Annotated in this window: 17 protein-coding genes; 5 read left to right on the forward strand and 12 right to left on the reverse strand. The window is 57.2% G+C overall.

Annotated features, from left to right (window positions below):
* Positions 1-260 precede the first annotated feature (260 nt).
* Positions 261-1,613: an aromatic ring-hydroxylating dioxygenase subunit alpha gene (locus EXR70_20165; protein MSP40808.1), complete on the forward strand. Its 1,353-nt coding sequence runs from the start codon at positions 261-263 to the stop codon at positions 1,611-1,613.
* Positions 1,614-2,116: 503 nt separating this feature from the next.
* Here the strand turns inward: EXR70_20165 and EXR70_20170 are convergent.
* Together EXR70_20170 and EXR70_20175 are read right to left on the reverse strand one after the other, a co-directional pair.
* Positions 2,117-3,001, reverse strand: coding sequence for an ABC transporter substrate-binding protein (locus tag EXR70_20170; GenBank protein ID MSP40809.1), 885 nt, complete (start codon positions 2,999-3,001; stop codon positions 2,117-2,119).
* Positions 3,002-3,110: 109 nt separating this feature from the next.
* Positions 3,111-4,121, reverse strand: coding sequence for an ABC transporter substrate-binding protein (locus EXR70_20175; protein ID MSP40810.1), 1,011 nt, complete (start codon positions 4,119-4,121; stop codon positions 3,111-3,113).
* A gap of 249 nt (positions 4,122-4,370) precedes the next feature.
* On the opposite strand from EXR70_20175, the gene EXR70_20180 reads away from it, so the two are divergent.
* Positions 4,371-5,018 carry a cysteine hydrolase gene (locus EXR70_20180; GenBank protein MSP40811.1) on the forward strand — a complete coding sequence of 216 codons (648 nt, stop codon included), beginning with the start codon at positions 4,371-4,373 and terminating at the stop codon, positions 5,016-5,018.
* A gap of 54 nt (positions 5,019-5,072) precedes the next feature.
* Here EXR70_20180 and EXR70_20185 read toward each other — a convergent pair whose 3' ends face one another.
* Entirely contained in the window at positions 5,073-5,660 is a 588-nt protein-coding gene (locus EXR70_20185; protein ID MSP40812.1) for a hypothetical protein, read from the reverse strand.
* 119 nt (positions 5,661-5,779) lie between these two features.
* On the opposite strand from EXR70_20185, the gene EXR70_20190 reads away from it, so the two are divergent.
* Together EXR70_20190 and EXR70_20195 are read left to right on the forward strand one after the other, a co-directional pair.
* The gene (locus tag EXR70_20190) at positions 5,780-7,534 is read left to right on the forward strand and encodes an iron ABC transporter permease (GenBank protein MSP40813.1); all 1,755 of its coding nucleotides are present in this window, start codon (positions 5,780-5,782) and stop codon (positions 7,532-7,534) included.
* A 5-nt stretch (positions 7,535-7,539) separates the two neighbouring features.
* Entirely contained in the window at positions 7,540-8,415 is an 876-nt protein-coding gene (locus EXR70_20195) for an ABC transporter substrate-binding protein (GenBank protein ID MSP40814.1), read from the forward strand.
* Between the two features lie 477 nt (positions 8,416-8,892).
* On the opposite strand, the gene EXR70_20200 is transcribed toward EXR70_20195, so the two are convergent.
* Positions 8,893-9,633 carry an extracellular solute-binding protein gene (locus tag EXR70_20200; GenBank protein MSP40815.1) on the reverse strand — a complete coding sequence of 247 codons (741 nt, stop codon included), beginning with the start codon at positions 9,631-9,633 and terminating at the stop codon, positions 8,893-8,895.
* Between the two features lie 9 nt (positions 9,634-9,642).
* Positions 9,643-9,906 (reverse strand): hypothetical protein, encoded by a 264-nt coding sequence (locus EXR70_20205; GenBank protein ID MSP40816.1) that lies wholly within the window; start codon positions 9,904-9,906, stop codon positions 9,643-9,645.
* A 155-nt stretch (positions 9,907-10,061) separates the two neighbouring features.
* On the opposite strand from EXR70_20205, the gene EXR70_20210 reads away from it, so the two are divergent.
* Positions 10,062-10,892, forward strand: a complete 831-nt coding sequence (locus EXR70_20210) for a CbbQ/NirQ/NorQ/GpvN family protein (protein ID MSP40817.1) — start codon at positions 10,062-10,064, stop codon at positions 10,890-10,892.
* A gap of 135 nt (positions 10,893-11,027) precedes the next feature.
* Here the strand turns inward: EXR70_20210 and EXR70_20215 are convergent, their stop codons facing one another.
* The 7 genes from EXR70_20215 to EXR70_20245 all read right to left on the reverse strand — a co-directional run bounded on the left by EXR70_20215 (position 11,028) and on the right by EXR70_20245 (position 18,287).
* Complete coding sequence (locus EXR70_20215; GenBank protein MSP40818.1) at positions 11,028-13,046, reverse strand: hypothetical protein; 2,019 nt, start codon at positions 13,044-13,046, stop codon at positions 11,028-11,030.
* Between the two features lie 220 nt (positions 13,047-13,266).
* On the reverse strand, positions 13,267-14,163 hold the full coding sequence (locus EXR70_20220; GenBank protein MSP40819.1) for an iron ABC transporter permease: 897 nt from the start codon (positions 14,161-14,163) through the stop codon (positions 13,267-13,269).
* 48 nt (positions 14,164-14,211) lie between these two features.
* A complete protein-coding gene (locus EXR70_20225; protein ID MSP40820.1) occupies positions 14,212-14,577 on the reverse strand; it encodes an ABC transporter permease subunit in 366 nt (121 codons plus the stop codon).
* 9 nt (positions 14,578-14,586) lie between these two features.
* The gene (locus EXR70_20230; protein MSP40821.1) at positions 14,587-15,027 is read right to left on the reverse strand and encodes a hypothetical protein; all 441 of its coding nucleotides are present in this window, start codon (positions 15,025-15,027) and stop codon (positions 14,587-14,589) included.
* A gap of 139 nt (positions 15,028-15,166) precedes the next feature.
* Positions 15,167-16,231, reverse strand: a complete 1,065-nt coding sequence (locus tag EXR70_20235; protein ID MSP40822.1) for an ABC transporter substrate-binding protein — start codon at positions 16,229-16,231, stop codon at positions 15,167-15,169.
* Between the two features lie 59 nt (positions 16,232-16,290).
* Positions 16,291-17,355 (reverse strand): ABC transporter substrate-binding protein, encoded by a 1,065-nt coding sequence (locus tag EXR70_20240; GenBank protein ID MSP40823.1) that lies wholly within the window; start codon positions 17,353-17,355, stop codon positions 16,291-16,293.
* Positions 17,356-17,432: 77 nt separating this feature from the next.
* Positions 17,433-18,287 (reverse strand): ABC transporter substrate-binding protein, encoded by an 855-nt coding sequence (locus tag EXR70_20245; GenBank protein ID MSP40824.1) that lies wholly within the window; start codon positions 18,285-18,287, stop codon positions 17,433-17,435.
* Positions 18,288-18,289: the final 2 nt, after the last annotated feature.

The following is an 18,289-nucleotide window of genomic DNA, read 5'->3' on the forward strand; positions in this document are numbered from 1 at the left end:
CGTGCGGCCTCAACCACGGTGATCTCGCTGCGATATACTCGTTGAATTACGTCTAGTCGTTTCTCGTCTTTCATTGTCAGGGTTGTCATCCTTCCACCCTGACATAATTACGTTGCCGTTAACCCCTGACATAATCACTTTGCTACAACCGTCTAATGTCGTTGCGTTGACATTGATTTATGTTCTAGGATAGTTTCGGTCAAACGAACTTCCGATAAAGCGACAATGGGTCGCACAGATACCAAAATGGAGAATATCATATGACAGCGCCAACTGGAAACTACCAAAGAGTGAGCGGTTTCACATTTACCAAAGAAGAGAATGAGCAATTGACCCGCGTTGGTCCGGGAACACTGATGGGAGATTTGTTTCGTCAATACTGGATCGCAGTCATTCCGTCGTCGTTCCTTCAAGAGTCCGGCGTTAAGCCTTTACGGGTACGGCTTCTTGGCGAAGACTTGGTGCTATTCCGCACCTTGAAAGGAAAGATTGGTTTAGTCGGCGCCTACTGTCAGCACCGTTTGGCGCCGCTTTATTTCGGACGCGTCGAGGACGACGGCATTCGTTGTCCCTACCACGGTTGGAAGTATTCGACTGACGGCAGCTGTATGGAGATGCCGAACATTCCTGCTGATCAACAGTTTCGTGATGCCATTCATCACCCTGGTTATCCTTGTGTCGAGTACGGCGGGATCATCTGGACATATATGGGTCCGTCGAAAGAACTACCTGCGTTGCCTGAATTTGAATTTGCGCTAGTCCCTGACGAGCAACGCACCTACCGTGTGTTTCACCAAGAATGCAATTACCTCCAGGTACTCGAAGGCGGCATCGACGCGACGCATGTCATGTGGCTCCATTCGCCTTATAATTTGGCCGATGAGAAAGTGGCCGAAGAACACCAGCCCTCGCAGCAGTTGGTCGCTAACAAATCGGGCATGCGGACACCGATGGCAATCGAGATCGTCGACACGGCGGCGGGCTTCATGTACGGCGCCAAACGGCCGTTCGGCGCGGGCGAGGACTTGTGGCGCGTCAACCAATTCATCATGCCCTTCTATTCGATGCCGCCGGGCAGCGAATTGCGCGGCGCGCGCATTTATACGCCCATTGACGACGAGAACTCGATCAAATGGCAAATTAATTGGTACCCGACGAAGGAAATTATGCAGTCGGGTAAAAAAGGCGACCGATTGAATTTCCCGGAAGAAGAGTATTTACCGGCGACCCATGAGCCTTATAGTTTCATCCGGCCGAAAGCGACTAAGGCAAACGATTATCTGATCTCTTGGGACGTGCATCGCACCCAACGGATGGGCATCACCGGGGTGAATCTCCAAGACCGCTGCGTCACTGAGAACGAAGGGCCGACGCCGATCCTCGATCGGAGCAAGGAAAATCTCTGCAGCGGCGATTACGCCACCATTAAGGCGCGCCGAATGTTGCTCAACGCGGCCAAAGCGCTGCGCGAGCGCGGCACGCTCCCACCAGGGGTTAAAGATCCTCGTGTGTACCGCGTGCGCGCGACTTCGAAGGTCGTTGCCGATTCAACTTCTTGGGTCGAAGGTGTGAAGAGCGACGTGCTGGTATCCGGCAGCACGGCGTTGAGCTGAGAGAGCTTTGCTAGACGATATGAGAGAACGACAATCAATGTCCTTCCCGGAGATGGTTGAATTCCCTCGCCACTTCGACGGTACTCAGGACATGCTTCAGGAGAAGTCAAAATCCGTCATGCCGGTGAAAACCGGCATCCAGGGTGGCGCGGGAGTGACGAACACGGAGAACCTGGATTCCCGCTTCAGCCTGAGGCTGATCCGTCCTTTGGCGGATTCGCGGGAAAGACGGATGGGGCAGTCGACTTCCAGTCAACATTGTCGAAATCCCTCGGCATCGAGCCGAGGGTGGTTCGGTTCACATCGCCTCACCGGTCGGCTGATCAGTAGCCATACTTCTCAACGAGTGGTTGCAGCCGTTCGAGATTGCGCTTGACCTCTTCGGTCTGCGAGATCTCGTGCCATGCTTCTTGAGCCAACTCTTGGCGGATTACTTCCTTGACGTCTTGGCGTGTGATCGAGTGCGATAGCACGCCGGCGTCCTGATGCTCTTCCAGAATGCGCTACACTCCTTCTTCGCTGACGTGGCCGTCTAACGGTACAAAGTAACTCTCCATCAGCGTCGGCGACAGCAGATCGCGCATGCGTTCGGACTCGTCGGGATTGTCGACTCTGAGCTTGGCCTCGACAAAACGGTGAAACGGGAAATTCTCCGGCGCCATGCGGATCGAGTGATAGCCGCGAATCTGCGCTTTCCAGTAGCGGAGAACCAGTTCCGGGTTTCGTTCGATGAAAGATTTGCGCGCGATGGTGACACGGTCGGGGCGGCCGTGGGGTTTGGTGTCTTCGACGAAATCATAAAGCTTGTTGAATCCTTGCTCTAAAAGCGTCGGCACGAACGGGTTGGCGACGATCGCGGCATCGGTTTCGCCGCGCAAGAGCGGCTTCCAAGCTTCGCGCATGGAGCCGTAGAGGTAGCCAATTTTCCAATCGATCTCGCGGTCGGGATCAACGCCGGCTTGGCGCAGCTGGTGCTCGAACCACATGGTCGCGATGCCGCCTTTATACCAGTCGCCGATTCTTTTGCCGCGCAGCTCGGCGATCGACTTGACGCCCGGGGCAGTCACCAGCGTGCCGGAAAACCAGTTGCGCCAGCCGCCGATGATCCGCACTTCATCATTGCCCAAAGCGCGCTCCGCAAACGGCGTGCGCACATGTACGTCGGGAATAATATCGATGCCAAACGCGATCATGTCGCGCACGACCGTGCCGACTTCGTCATATCTCTCGCCGCCGGGCCGGCTCGAATCGATCGCCTTGGGGTTGATTTTGGCGTGAACGATCTCGACATCCAGACCTTGCTGGGTGAAAAGTCCGGCTTCCAATGCGTATGTCGCCGCCCGCACATGGCCCGCATGCCAACAACCGTTGCCGACCCGTAGTTTCATGTGACTCCTGTGAGATTCTAGAATGAGCAAGGAAACCACCTTGCCACGTGATCGCGGCCAACCTATCAAGGTGTTTTGATCGGAGTCAAGTTTCTACAGCAGAAAAGTATCAGCGCTTCAGTTGTTCGAAAAATCCTTCTTTGTCCAACTCGGCGACCAGGCTGGAGTCCGCGAAGTCGGAGGGCTTTTTGCCCTTGAGCTCAGGGATAGCCGGAGTCATGTCTTCGATCGCCGCTTCCAGGGACTCACGGATCGGATAGGGTTTTTCCGGGTGCAGTCTGACGACGTAGTTGGTGTGGGTCGATTCCAAGAAGCGTGGGTCGACTTTGAGCTGCTTCAGCATCACACGGAAGGCGATCTCTTTATCGATTTTGGCCAGCCATATCCCTTCCGAAACGGCTTTGATAAATGCTTTCAGCTGTGTGCGCTGCGTGGTGAGAAATTGTCTCGAAGTGGAAAAATCGATAGTCGAGTTGACGCTATAGGCCAAGGCGTCGGCAAGGACGTTGAGCGGGTGGCCTTTGCGTTGGAATTGCGAAACGCTTTCCTGATTGGCCAGCGTGGCGTCTACTCGTTTCTGCAACAGCAAGGCAAGTCTCTCCTCGGACACGAGCAAGCCGGTGGGTAAAAGCTTCACGTCCTTACCCGGAATGAGACCGAGACGCGGCAGCAAGCGATCCAAGACGAAATCGGTCGAAGTTCCCGGACGGCTGGCGCCGATAATTTTGCCTTTCAATTGACCGATCGAAGTGATCGGCGGCAATGCGACCAGTTGATTGGGCGTCGATGAAAAGTTGCTGATGATGACGACCGGCGCGCCGCGCGCGGCCGCGCCGATAGTACCCTGGCCGCCGCCGACGACGAGTTGTACCTCGCCGGCGAGCAGTGATTGCAGCGAAGTCGACGAGCCACGGATGTAGACGATGTTGACCTCTAGGCCATGCTTTTGAAATAGCCTCTGCTCTTGCGCCACCAATATCGGAATGCGGCCTAATCCCACGGTCGAAGTGGCGAGGATCAGCCGCTCAAGTTTTTTTTCTTGGCTGTAGCCTGATTGTCCCAGCCACAACATAGACAAAAGGGCGAAACTCACTAGCAGAGGTCGCTTTTTCATCTGCATAAAATTACCTCTACTGCCGCACGAGAAATCTTTCCTGCGCCCAAACAGGCTCACGCAAGTGTAACGCAACGATGAAGATTGACAGCGCAGAAGCCTGCGAAATTTTCCCGCCTCCGAAATGATCCGGCTCAGAGTCTAGTGAAGTTAGGAAATTTTAACAATCGCGCCGCATTCGCGACTCTGCTTGACAGGCAACGATGACAAGTAATATGGCTTAAGTATCGTCGCCGTAGAAGGGGGTAGTTACCGATGATCAGTTACGCAGGAATGGATATCCTTGATACTCTGGACGAGCTAGTCGATCCCAAACACACGGCCTTGCTTCTGTGGGACTTCGCGGAAAATGTCGTCTTGAACCGCTACAGCACGGACGATCTCATCCGTAACGGTTCTCGTATGCTCGGGGCGGCCCGCGAGCACGGCGTGCTGAGAATCTTCTCGCATCAAAACAACATGCGTATCGTTGGCGACACCGGCGCGCCGACCGTGCGCATGAGACTCATCCGAGCCGGCAAATCGGTCGCGGCCATCGCGCGCGAGCCCGAGCCCAAAGGATTTCCCGCCAAACCGCAATTGGTCGAAGCGATGCGGCCGAAGGACAACGAAATCGTCTTTGAGAAATTTATTCCCAACGCTTTTCTTGGCACGTCCTTTGAGTGGACGTTGCGCCAACACGGCATCAAAACCATCGTTTTGACCGGCGTCAACGTGGCCACCGGCATCAACGGCACTGCCCGCGAGGCGATCTGCCGCGGCTTTTACGCCGTCGTCGCGCGCGACTGCGTCGGCACGAATTCGCCGGAGGATTACGCCGCCGCCGTGAACTACCTGGAAAAGATCTTCGACGTGTACGATTCGAGCGCGATCATCGATTCGTGGAAGCGACGCAAACGCTGAATCACTCGCTCACCACGCGCCTCGCCCATGGGTTTACACCGGTGACAACCGCTGCTATGCATACAACGACGGCGTCATGCTGGACCTGATCCCTTCCTCGGCCAGCGCCTTTTCGTAAAGCCGCCTGATCTCTGAGTCTTCTACTTTATAGTCGATGCAGTCGCCGCCTTTGCTGACGCTCAGCGTGGTCTTGTATTTTCCTTCCACGCCAAAACTGCCGCGCAGCGCCAGATAGCGCGTCGGCGTCGTGCTGGTCGGGAAATGAAAGTGAAACCACCCGGCGGCCGGCACGATGATCGTTCCTTTTTTCCACGGAATCGTCATCTTCTCATTCTCTTTGCCGCTCGGCCACATCAAGGAATAACCTTTGCCATTGAGCAAGATGATATGCGCCCCACCGCCGTGGCGATGCGCGCGTTTGTATTTACCGACTTCGAACTCCGCGGCGTGACAAATCACCGTGTTGTTGGATAGTTTGAAATGCATGCTAGCGAAGCCTTCACCAGCGCCGGGCATCTTCTCGACTTCGACGCTGCGCATATCGGCGATAAAATTAGTTCTCAGCGTGTTGGACCGCGCCGGCTCTTTTCCCGCCTCGAAGTCTTCGACGGAATTCCAACGCGCAAGGATGCTGATCGGCAAAAAACTCGCCGTAGTCGGATGGGGCGATACCGAGAAGGCGCTCAAGCATGACGACATTGAAGACAAACTGATGACGCTCATCGGCTCGAAGAAATGATCTCGCACCCACAGGCAACTTAGTGCAAGACCTGCCATCGTCCCTGGTCTGGCGTCGGCACGCGCGCCGTTTTGCCTGGCCGCAATGGTCCAATCTATTGATACCCGGCTTGGTCGGCTTGGTGGCCTACCTGGTCGGGGTGCCGATGGTGCTGCTGATTATCGGCGGCTTCATGCGCGGCGGCCCCGGCACTTTTGACTTGAGCCGGCTAACCTTTGCCAACTATGTGCGCGCCTACGGCAGTCCGGCGCTGTTGGAGTTGTTTTACAACTCCTTTGTTTTCGCCACCGGATCGGTGCTGCTCGCGCTGCCGGTGGCGGTCATGTTCGCCTGGCTGATCGAGCGCACCAACACGCCGCTGCGCACTTTCGCCTATGCGCTGGTGATCGCGCCGGTGGCGATGCCCGGCATGTTGCTGTCGATGGCTTGGGTGCTCTTGCTCAGTCCCAACGTCGGTATCATCAACAAGGCGGCGATGTTTGTCTTTGGCCTTGAGAACGCGCCGTTCAACATCTACTCGCTGGGCGGTATGATTTTCACCGAGGGATTGCGGCTAGTGCCGACGACGTTTTTGTTGTTGGTCGGCGCCTTTCGCGCCATGGACCCGTCGCTGGAAGAAGCGGCGCTGGTGTCGGGGGCGACCAAATGGATCACCACCACGCGCATCACGCTGCGCATCATGCTGCCGGCGATCCTCACCGCGAGCATTTATGTCTTCATGACCGCCATCGAGAGTTTCGAGATTCCCGGCGTGCTCGGTTTGCGCAATGGCATTCTCGTGTTCAGTTCAAAAATTTACTACGCGACCACGTCGACCTACGGCGGCGGCGCCAACTACGGCGAGGCGAGCGCGCTCAGTTCAACCTATCTGGTGATCAGCATTTTTCTGATCTACTTTTACCAGCGTTCGACCCGGCACAGTGAACGATACGCTACGGTGACCGGCAAAGGTTATCGTCCCCGGCTGATCGATCTCGGCATTTGGAAATATCTCGCCTTGGGATTTTTTGTCGGCTACTTTGCGCTCGCCGCGCTGTTGCCGATCCTGATCATGTTCTGGGCGAGCTTGATTCCTTTTTACCAGGCGCCGTCCGTGGCGGCGCTCGCGGCGGCTTCCCTGGCGAGCTACCACGATTTGGTCAACGACCCTGAAGTCGCCAAGGCGGTCATGAATACTTTCTGGCTCATGCTCAGCTCGGCGGCGCTCACCACTCTGCTCGCCGCCGCGGCCGCCTGGGTAATTTTACGTTCCAAATTCTTCGGCCGGCGCGTGCTCGAAGTGCTGACGTTTCTACCCCACGCGGTGCCGAGCGTGGTGTTAGCTCTGGCGCTGATCTATGTTTATCTTACTTTTGATTTTATTCCGATTTACGGCACCTCGCTGATTATTCTCGTCGGTTTCGTCACCAACTACCTGCCGTTCAGCATGCGCACGATGAGCGCCAGCATTATCCAGATTCACAAGGAGCTCGAAGAGGCTGGACGGGTGAGCGGCGCTACTTCGGCGACCGTGTTCGGCCGAATCGTCGTGCCGCTGATGCTGCCGACCATGGCCGGGGTGGCTATTTGGGTCGCCGTTCACGCAATGCGCGAGCTGTCGATGGCGCTGATGCTCAACTCGACGTCGAATAACGTCATTTCGTTTCTCATCTGGTCCCATTGGGAAGCCGGCGACCTGCGCCACGCCTCGGCTTTGGGGGTCCTGTTAATATTGATCATGCTGGCGATGACTTTTAGCGGCCGCTACCTCGCCACCCGACAACTGAAAGTGAGATAAATTCCATGCTGATCGCTTTGCCCTATCCGACGATGACTTTTTTGCCGCTGCTCGCCGCCGAGGAAAAAGGTTTTTTCGATGCCGAGGGAGTGAGCGCCCACTGCGTGCAAGTGCAGAGCCACGGTGGCCAAACGCTGGCGCAACTGGTCGACAAAGGTGAGGTCGGTTTTCTCTGCTCTTTGACCAACGCCATGGAAGCGGTGTTGGGCCAGGGCCACGCGCTCAAATTTCTTTACGCCACCACGCTGACAAAATTCCCTTGCGTGGCGCGCCCGGAGATTCAAACTATTGCCGACCTCAAAGGCAAAAAAGTCATGTCCGGCGGCGGGCGGTCGAACACCGATTTCCGCTTTCTCTGTTCGCGTTACGGATTGTGCCCCGGGATCGACGTTGAAGTCGTTCAAGGCGACAGCGTCGGACGCGCCAAGGCGTTCGAGGACCCGACCATTGCCGCGGTGTTCGCGCGCAGCCAGTTTTTATACTGGGGCACCAAGGCGGGCTTCAAGCCGCTTTACTATCCCGATCCGGGCATGGGCTGGTACGAAGGCGGCTTGGCCGCCGGCGTTTCTCTGATTAAGCAAGAACCGGAAACCATGCAAAAGATTGTCACCGCGGTGGTCCGGGCGACGAAGTATCTGAAAACCCACGAGGAGGAAGCGGTTGAGGTCGCGCTCAAGCGCATTCCCAATTTGAGCCGCGATGAAGCGGCGGGCAATTACAAGATTCTCCGTGAAGGGTTTGTGGGTGAGTTGGTGCCGTCGGTGATCGATTATATGGCGACCGTAGTTGGCACGATGAGGTCCACCGACCGGCGCGTGACGCTCGACGAGGTGACCGATCTGTCGTTTCTCCGCGCCGCGCATCGGCAGCTCAACACTTAAAAGTACCTCGATGACTCGCGATCGGAGGGCGTTCGAGGCGCGACCCTTCCGGAATGGAGGCAAATCACCCGTGCCTTGAAGGCGCCCGCGTGCCAAATTGCTTGTGCGATTAGCGGCGATCAGTTCGAAAATCGGCGCAAGCGCACCTGTTGAATCGTCGCGCCGATGCCTTCGTTCCTCCAGGCTCGCACCTTGATCGCCTGAGCGCCGTGCGGAATTTTAGCGGTGCGAGCGCGCTCGCGGAGAAACCCCTCCGGAGCGAAGGCGATCCGTTCGGGATTGCACTTGGCAAATTCTACATTTGAAACCTGCGATTTGAATTTCCGCGCGTCAGCGAGGATACAGAAGTTTCACCGCGATCGGCATTCTGCCGCTTGATTTCCTGATAGGACGAATATTTCGGGTAGGGGCGCTACTTAGCGCCCGGCAACTTCAGTATCCTGGCGTGCTCTTGATCGTATTTGTCCGCCGCCAGACTCAAACAATCGGGACCGCAGACGGCGATGTATTTTTTTGCGCCATGGCGTATTTGCGCGAGGTCGGGTCCCAGGGAAAGCCGCGGTAACCGGACTTTTCCACCACCGGCTGAGCTTTCGTGGCGGCCCACAGCGCAAACAGTTGAGTGGTCGCGGGCAATGTCCATTTGGTGACAAACATCTGGGTGCCAAGCTCGAGCGGGATCGGGTCGGGCAGGACGAAACCGATCGGCGCGCCCTCGTCGATCATCGGCATGGCGTTATGATAATTGGCGGCGCAATTGATCGGGAATTCCCCCGCCGCGACTTTCTGGAGATTTTCATCCATGCCGCGGTTGAGCACGACTTTATTCTCCAATAGTCCGCGCAGCCATTTCAGATGCGCATCGCGGGTCTTGGGATCGTGCTGCAAGGAGGTCAACTTGGGGCGCGGGTCATAGAGCACTTTGCCGCGCCACATCGGATCTAAACAATCTTCCCATCGTTTCGGCGCCTTGTCGGCCGCCACCAGCGTCTTGTTGTAGGCGATGCCGCGCACCGCGCCGGTGGTGGCGAGAAAATAGCCGTGCGGATCGACCACCCGGGGATCGAGCGTGGGCCAGCCTTGGGGCAACGCTTTGGCCAGCCTTTGATATTCGGATGGCGGTTTTACCAACGCGCCGGCCTCGTGATACGCCGGCCACACTTCATCCGATATCGTCGTCACGTCGACCTGCTGCGGCCGTCCCGCTTTGAATTCCATCAGCGCGCGCTAGGCTTCTTCCACGGTGCGCACCCGTTCGAACTTGCTCTCCTTGATGAACGAGAAGTCTTTTTTAAACTCGTCAACCATCGCCTTGCCCTGGGGATTGGTCCAGTTGAGTGCGATGGTGATCTTGCCACCTTTTTTGGCCACTTCGCTTTTCGACGCCTCAACCAGTTGATTGTAAAGATTGGCGGATTGGGCAAAGAGCGATGCGCTGCCGGCAAAAAGTATTACAACGATGACGCTGAACATTTGCCGCCATGTTTTCATCGGAGTTCTCCTTCGCGCGTGACGATGACTACGTTGAAAACTAACCCGATGGCATGGAAACCGTCAATCATCCAGCCGTTGATTTGACTCACCCGAACACCGGTAGTAACTATGCTGAAGCATCTTTGTATCGCACAGCAAAGGAACTTCGCGTCATGGCCAAATCGACTTACCAGGAATACGCCTTTGAAGAATTCGTCGCCACGGAGCAACCGTTCTATCTGCCGGTCGGGTCGGAGGTAGAAGTGTTTGAAGCGGCGTATGCGAAAAAGCTTCCCGTGCTGCTCAAAGGTCCCACCGGCTGCGGCAAGACGCGCTTTGCCGAATACATGGCGCACCGCTTGGGCCCGGTGCCGCTGATCACGGTTGCCTGCCATGAGGATCTCACGGCAACGGATTTGGTTGGCCGCTACCTGCTCGAAGCACAGGAGACTCGTTGGCTCGACGGGCCGTTGACGCGCGCGGTGAAAGCCGGCGCGATTTGCTACCTCGATGAGATTGTCGAAGCGCGCAAAGACACCACGGTATTGATCCATCCGCTCACCGATCATCGGCGCATTTTGCCCATCGAGCGGCGCGGCCAAGTGGTACAGGCGCACGAAAATTTTCTCCTGGTGATTTCTTACAATCCCGGCTATCAGACGGTGCTCAAAGATTTAAAGCACAGCACGCGCCAACGTTTCGTCGCCATCGAGTTCGATTATCCGCCCGAGGATCGCGAGCGGGAAATCATCCGCCACGAAAGCGGTTTGTCGGAGGATGACGCTGGCCAATTGGCGCGCTTGGGCGCCAAGGTGCGCAACCTGCGCGAGCATGGGCTCCAGGAGGGCGTCAGCACGCGCTTGCTGATTTACGCCGGCACGTTGATCAGCACGGGTATCGCGCCGCGGCTGGCTTGCCAGGTTGCCGTGGTGCAAGCGCTCACCGACGACAAGGAAGTCGCGCAAAGCCTACAAGAAGTCGTCGACGCGATCTTTCCGGGCTAGAGCGATTATTCGTTGACCACGCTGCTTGCCGCGTGGAACCATTTAAATGGGGATTCCAAAGTGGGCGAGCATCCCTTTGCGATGTTTTAATCAGCGGTGGGGTCAATTCCCAGTCCGCGAAGTGGCTTCGTTTATTCACGCGGTCAATTTCGGATAGGCCGTGATCAGACTGATCGGTAGATCTTCGACGCGGGCGACGATTTCATAGGGCAAATCTTCGCACATGGCGCGCATGTAGTCGGCGCCTTCTTTATCCACGGTCAAACAGAACGGACGAATTTTTCGCCGCGCCGCTTCACGCAGCGCTTGGCGGGTGTCGTTGACCGCGTAGTCTTGATCATTGGTGTCGCGGCCATAATCGCGGTCATAGGGTCTGCCGTCGCTAACGAGAAATAACAGACGGGTTTGCGCCTCGACCCGTTCGAGTTTTCTGACGGCGTGGCGGATCGCCGCGCCCATGCGCGTGGCATGGGCCGGCGCGATGCCGTCGAAGCGTCGGGCAATGCGCTGGCTCAATGATTCGGCGAAGTCTTTGACGACGTGAAACTCTACGTCGCCGCGGCCGCTGCCGGAAAAGGCGTAAACCGCGTAGCTGTCGCCGATGCTTTCCAGCGCTTGCAGCAAAACGATCGTCGCCTGCTTTTCGATGTCGATGGTGCGCTTGCGCAGCGGTTTACCGCGCTCGTCGACGCCGCTGGCGATTTGGCGGAGATACTGGCTGTAGCTCTCAGCCGTGGCCACGGTTGGACGGACGGCGCGGGCGGCTTCCAGTTGGACGTACTCATTCGTGGTCGCACTCATGTCGAGCAGTAGGGCGACGGCAACGTCGCGCTGGGTGCGCTCGCGCCGCCAGTAGATTTTTTCCGACGGCGTGGCGCCGGCCCGGAGATCGACGACGAGATCGACTAATTGATCGAGGTCGACATCTTCGCCGTCGTAGCGGCGCGTCACCTTGCGGAATAGCTCGGGCAAGAAGTGCTCAAAACGCGCACGTACTTGGCTGACCAGCCAGCGGTATTCAGTTAGCGTCTCGGTATAAAAGTCCGAGGTGCCTTCTTCCATGATGCGCTCACGCACCCGGCACCAGCGATCTTTGAAAGCGCCGGCGCGAAAATCCCATTCGGGATAGAGATAACAAAAAGGCTCGTCGCGTTGCAGCGGGCCGTCGGCTGCGTTTTCGATAAGCTCGTCTGGCGGTTGATTCTCGCCGTTGGACTTTTGCTCTTTGCGGTCGAGAAGCGATTCGTCCATCTGCAAGCGAAACTCGACTTCAGGCGGCGCTTTAAAAGGCAGTTCTTCGGGGTTCTTCACCGACTCGTCGAGCCGGTCGGGGGTTTGCTCATTGTCTGAATGGCGCTGGTGGTGCTCGTGCTCATGATCATCACAGCAGTTGTCATTATCAACGACGTTGGGGAGCGCGGCGGCGATCTGATAGATGCGCAACGCCGCTTCCGCAGAGTCTTCCACCGTGGCGTTGGAGTCGTTGACGCGCGCCAGATGTTCGAGGGCAGACGCCAAAGGTTGTTGCAAACTTTCCGGCGCTTCGCGCAGCGGCGTGCCGCCAAGACTCGCTTGCACCAGACCTTCGACCAATGCTTCGCGCAGCGGCAGCGCGCCAAGCCGCGGCCGTTCGGCAAGAACCCTGAGTGCGACTTGCCGGTATGCGCTCTCGATGCCCGGATAGCGGTGCAATACTTGGCTATCGACGCGGGCATCTTCAACGCCGTCAAAAATCGTCATGCCCAGTAAGGGATCGGGAAAAAGTTCGCGCAGCGCCTGGCGATCGTCGGTTGCATCGGCGGAAAGTTTTTGCGCCAGAGATGGGCGCCAATCTTGGAAACACTGCGAAGCTCGGCGCATTGAAAATTCGAAGGTGCCGAATTCGGCATGGCCGGCCTGATGGGTGACAATGACTTTGTACCAAGCGAAATTCTCGCGCTCCGATGGGAAGCGATCGATTTTCGCCGGCAGCATGAGCGAAATCGCCTTGCCGTCAGCGCTGGGTGTGGCCCAACCGGCGCCGCGCGCGCTGGCACCGCCGCGCGGAATCAGGCGAATTTCATGGCCGCTTAACGCCTTGGTATACAGCCGCAGAACCTCGCCGATTTTTTCCAGTTCAGCCGGTGCCCCGGCGATGGTTTCAGCGTCGTTCATTATGTTTAGCTCTTCAGGCTTCCGTGGGGGTCATGCGGCACCTTCAACCTGATTTTATTTATCACGAAGGGCTCGGATGAATAGATTGCGAACTTCGTGCTCTTCGTGTCCTTCGTGGTGAGAACTTTCTTGCCGATTTGGTTGCCGGTCTACCGCGCCAAGTTCTTAGAATAAAATGCTCTTCACGTTAACTCTAGAAGAAACAAATTTTATGATCAACCTACTGTTGGCGGTGTAGACGGCCGACCAGCCAGCGACCACTAATCGTTAATAGCGCCAATGCGACGATGAGTAAAACGCCCAGCGCGGCGGTTGCCCCGGCGCGGCCGTTATTCCACAGGTCCCACATCACCACCGAGAGCACTAGACTGTCCCTGCTCGATAAGATCAGCGGCACGGAGAACGACCGGAGTGAGTGAGCAGCGATCCAGATCCAGCCGCTGACGAAAGCGGGCAAGAGTAGTGGCAGGATGATGCGGCGCATGATCGTGCCCCAGGAGGCTCCGGAAGTTTTCCCGGCTTCCTCAAGTTCACTGTGGATTTGCGCGATGGCGCCGTTCATGGCCCGGCTGCCGAATGTCGTATATCCCACGGTTAAGCCCAGCACGATGATCCAGATGGTGCCGTAAAGCGGCAGCGCATTTAGCGGCGGATTCAAATAGAGAAAGATCAGCGCGATGCCGATGGTCACGCCGGGGATCGCATGGGGCAGGAAGGGTAGGCCGTCGAGCAGAGCGCGGCCTTTGAACTTACTCCTGACAATCACCCAGCCGACGATCAAGCACAGAAACATGGTCAAGGTCGCCGTCGTCACGCCGACGATCAGCGTGTTGATGAGAGCCCTCATGATCTGATCCTCGGCGAAGACCTCCCAGTAATTTTTTAACGTCACTTGCGCTAATGCCGACCATGAAGGCATGACGTAAAAACGCACGAGAGATCGCCACAAAAGGATCAGCGTCGGCAAGGCGATGGTGAGCGTGAAGTAAAGCACAAAGGCGCCGAACGCCGGGTAGCGCCACTTACCCAAAGCGATCAGGCGCGGTCGATAACCCTTGCCGGTGATCGTCGCGAAGCGCCCGCCGTGGCCGACCATGCGGTGATAGCCGTAGACCAATAAAATGCTGACGATCAGAAAACTCGCGCCGAGCGCCGCGGAGAGGCCTTACTGGGGCGGCATGAAACGCTGCGCGACAAAATAGATGTAGGTTGGGAATACGTAAATCCGCGACGGAAAGCCGATGATGATGGGAATCTCCAGCGCTTCCAAGTGGGTCATGAAACTATACATGCCGGCCGCTAAGAGCGTGGGTGTGAGCAGCGGGATAAAGATGCGAAAGAAGCTGGTTCGGTTGGACGCGCCGGAGACTCGCGCCGCTTCCTCGAGGCTCGGGTCCATGGCGCGGAAGGCGCCGACCACGATCAGAAATACCGTCGTCACGCCTCTGATCCCTTCCAAGAATATCATGCCCCATAGGCTGTAAATATTCAGCGGACCTTCGCTGAGTTCGACGCCGAAAAGCGCGAGCAAGGAGCGCAGCTAGATGTTGATCAAGCCGATTTGCGGCGAGAGCAGAAAGACCCACGAGATCGCGAAGAAAATGCCGGGCACGGCCATCGGCACCAGCATCAAGCCCCAGGCGAGGTTTCGAAACGGCATGTCCGTGCGTTCGGTGAGAAAGGCGAAGAAGACTGCGATGGCCAACGCCACCGTCGTACTGGTGGCCGCTAAAATCACAGTGTTAAAAAACATCAGATAGACTTGTGGGTCGGAATAGGCAGTCAAGTAATGCTGCAAAGTGAAGGCGCCGGGCTGCCAAGGGGTGCCCAGGCGGAAGCTAAAGACTAGCAGCGTAAACAGCGGAACGACGATCAACCAAACTGTAAAGAAAACGCCGATCAGTGGCAGAGCATGGGTGCGCAGCTGCGGCCAGCGAATGACTGAGCGCGACGTCTTGAGGGTTTCTATTGCGTTACCCATTGGAACCGCTCGATGATGACCTAATCTCTTAATCTAGTCCGCGCTATTTTAAACGCGGCGAATGTAAATTCCGCGCGGTCCGCCGTTTTCACAGGGGGATGTCCGCGATCCGCGATTATTGCTCACGGTGGGAGTTTGGTTAATAGCCTACCCGTTCGATCACCGGCTGGAGGCGTTCGATATTGTGTTTGACCTCGTCGGTCTGGGAGATTTCCGCCCAGGCTTCTTGGACGAGTTCTTGGCGCACGACCTCTTCGACATCGCGGCGCGTGATTGACTTCGACAGCACGCCGGCGTCTTGATGCTCCTGCAGGATGCGCCACACGCCTTCGACGCTCAGTTGGCCGTCCATCGGGTGAAAGCGGCCTTCCATGACGTCGAGAGGGCGCAAATCACGCATGCGTTCCGACTCGTCCGGGTTGTCGACGCGGAGCTTGGCTTCGACGAAGCGCTGGAAAGGAAAATGCTCCGGCACGATGCGGATGTATTGATAGCCGCGAATGGCCGCTTTCCAGTAACGTTTGATGACTTCAGGGTTGCGCTCGATGAACGATTTGCGCGCTACCGTCACACGATCCGGCCGGCCGTAGGGTTTGGTGTCTTCGACGAAGTCGTAGAGCTTGTTGAAACCTTGCTCTAAAAGCCGCGGCACGTAGGGCGTCTGCACGATGGCGGCGTCGGTCTCGCCGGCGAGCAGCGGCTTCCAGGACGCTTTCATGGCGCCGTACTTCCAACCGATCTTCCAGTCGATTTCGCCATCGGGATCGACGCCCGCCTTACGCAACTGATGCTCGAACCACATGGTCGCGATGCCGCCTTTATACCAATCGCCGATGCGTTTCCCTTTGAGGTCGGCGATGGACTTCACCCCCGGCGCGGTGACCAATGCGCCGGGAAGCCAATTGCGCCAGCCGCCGATGATTCTCAGCTCGTCGTTGCCCAAGGCGCGCTCGGCAAAGGGCGTGCGCACGTGCACGTCGGTGATGATGTCGATGCCGAAGGCGATCATGTCGCGCAGCACGGTGCCGATCTCGTCGTAACGCTCGCCGTCGGGACGGCTCGAACTGATTCCATTGGGATTCACTTTGGCGTGAACCACCTCAACATTCAGCCCTTCTTGAGCATAGAAGCCTGCCGCCAAACAGACCGAAGCGTCAAGCACATGTCCGGCATGCCAGCAGCCGTTGCCAACTCGAAGTTTCACTTTCCTCCCGCCTCGTTAATCCTTATTTTTAATTTTCTATTTTGAACTTTTACTTTCTTCTAATATCCGTAGCGCTCGACCACGGGCAGGAGCCGTTCCAAGCTTCGCTTCACCTCGTCGGTCTGCGACATCTCGGCCCAGGCTTCCTGCACCAGTTCCTGGCGGATGACTTCTTCCACGTCGCGCCGGGTGAGCGACTTCGACAACACGCCGGCGTCTTGGTGTTCCGCCAAGATTCGCCACACCCCTTCGACGGTCAACTGGCCGTCGAGCGGATGAAAGGCGCTGTCCATGATGCTCATGGGCCGGAGGTCGCGCATGCGCTCGGATTCATCCGGACTGTCGACGCGCAGCTTGGCTTCGACGAAACGCTGAAACGGAAAATTCTCCGGGACGATGCGCATGAAGTGATAGCCGCGAATCGCCGCTTTCCAGTAGCGCTTGACAATCTCCGGGTTACGCTCGACGAACGACTTGCGCGCCACCGTGACGCGGTCAGGTCGGCCGTGCGGTTTATTGTCTTCGACGAAATCGTAAAGCTTGTTGAAGCCGCGTTCCAGCAATTGCGGCACGAAGGGATTCTGCACTATCGCCGCGTCGGTTTCTCCAGCTAGCAGAGGCCGCCAGGCATCGCGCATGGAGCCGTATTTATAACCGATCTTCCAATCGATCTCTCGGTCCGGATCGATGCCCGCCTTGCGCATCTGGTGCTCGTACCACAGGGTGGCGATGCCACCCTTATACCAATCGCCGACGCGCTTGCCGCGCAAAGCGGCGATCGATTCAATTCCCGGCGCAGCGACCAACGTGCCGGTGAACTGATTACGCCAGCCGCCGATGATGCGCACTTCGTCGTTGCCAAGCGCGCGTTCGGCGAACGGCGTGCGCACGTGCACGTCGGGAATGATGTCGATGCCGAAAGCGACCATGTCGCGCAGCACCGTGCCGACTTCGTCGTAGCGCTCGCCGTCCGGGCGGGTGGAATCGATGCCCCCGGGATTGATTTTTGCGTGTACGACCTCGACATCAAGCCCCTCTTGAGCATAAAAGCCTGCTTCCAAAGCCACCGCGGCGTCAAGCACGTGCCGCGTGTGCCAACAACCATTACCCACTCGAAGTTTCATTTGTCCCTGACCTTTTCCATTCTAGAGTGTCTCGCCGATCATCTTTTTGCCTTATTACTTTTTAGTTTTTGCTTTCTTCAATAGCCGTGCCGTTCGATGACGGGTTGGAGCCGTTCGAGGTTGCGCTTAATTTCGTCGGTTTGGGAAATTTCCGCCCATGCTTCGCGTACCAGCTCTTGTTGTATCATCTGTTCTACGTCGGCGCGGCTAATCGACTTGGCGAGCACGCCGGCGTCTTGATGTTCTTCGAGAATGCGCCACACTCCCTCAGCGCTCAATTGGCCATCCATCGGAAAAAAAGCTCCTTCCATCAATTCCATCGACCAAAGATCGCGCATGCGCTCGGCTTCGTCGGGGTTGGTCAGCCGGAGTTTCGCCTCGACGAAGCGGAGAAAAGGATAATTCTCCGGCGCGATACGGATAAATTGATAGCCACGAATCGAAGCTTTCCAGTAGCGCTTGATGATCTCGGGATTGCGGGCCACGAAGCTGCGGCGCGCCACGGTCACGCGGTCGGGCCGGCCGTGCGGCTTGCTGTCTTCGACGAAATCGTAAATCTTGTTGAAACCGCGCTCGAGCAACATCGGCACGTAGGGATTCTGCACGATCGCCGCGTCGGTGTCGCCGGCGAGCAACGGTTTGTACGCTTCGCGCATGGAGCCAAATTTGTAGCCGATCTTCCATTGGATCTCGCGATCGGGATCGACCCCGGCTTTGCGCAGCTGATGCTCATACCACAGGGTGGCGATGCCGCCTTTGTACCAGTCGCCGACGCGTTTGCCGCGCAGATCGGCAAACGACTTAATGCCCGGCGCGCCGACTAACGTGCCGCGAAATTGGTTGCGCCAACCGCCAATGATCACTACTTCGTCATTGCCCAGTACGCGTTCCGCAAAGGGCGTGCGCACGTGCACGTCGGGAATAATGTCGATGC

The sequence above is a fragment of the Deltaproteobacteria bacterium genome (assembly GCA_009692615.1).
Classification (GTDB): domain Bacteria; phylum Desulfobacterota; class Binatia; order UBA9968; family UBA9968; genus DP-20.

What these genes read in the sequence shown, in the direction of transcription:
- EXR70_20210 (MSP40817.1), top strand. Translation starts at nt 10,062, where the DNA reads ATGGCCAAATCGACTTACCAGGAATACGCCTTTGAAGAATTCGTCGCC.
- EXR70_20165 (MSP40808.1), top strand. Translation starts at nt 261, where the DNA reads ATGACAGCGCCAACTGGAAACTACCAAAGAGTGAGCGGTTTCACATTT.
- EXR70_20240 (MSP40823.1), bottom strand. Translation starts at nt 17,355, where the DNA reads ATGAAACTTCGAGTGGGTAATGGTTGTTGGCACACGCGGCACGTGCTT.
- EXR70_20175 (MSP40810.1), bottom strand. Translation starts at nt 4,121, where the DNA reads ATGCAGATGAAAAAGCGACCTCTGCTAGTGAGTTTCGCCCTTTTGTCT.
- EXR70_20205 (MSP40816.1), bottom strand. Translation starts at nt 9,906, where the DNA reads ATGAAAACATGGCGGCAAATGTTCAGCGTCATCGTTGTAATACTTTTT.
- EXR70_20170 (MSP40809.1), bottom strand. Translation starts at nt 3,001, where the DNA reads ATGAAACTACGGGTCGGCAACGGTTGTTGGCATGCGGGCCATGTGCGG.
- EXR70_20230 (MSP40821.1), bottom strand. Translation starts at nt 15,027, where the DNA reads ATGGGTAACGCAATAGAAACCCTCAAGACGTCGCGCTCAGTCATTCGC.
- EXR70_20180 (MSP40811.1), top strand. Translation starts at nt 4,371, where the DNA reads ATGATCAGTTACGCAGGAATGGATATCCTTGATACTCTGGACGAGCTA.
- EXR70_20215 (MSP40818.1), bottom strand. Translation starts at nt 13,046, where the DNA reads ATGAACGACGCTGAAACCATCGCCGGGGCACCGGCTGAACTGGAAAAA.
- EXR70_20195 (MSP40814.1), top strand. Translation starts at nt 7,540, where the DNA reads ATGCTGATCGCTTTGCCCTATCCGACGATGACTTTTTTGCCGCTGCTC.
- EXR70_20200 (MSP40815.1), bottom strand. Translation starts at nt 9,633, where the DNA reads ATGGAATTCAAAGCGGGACGGCCGCAGCAGGTCGACGTGACGACGATA.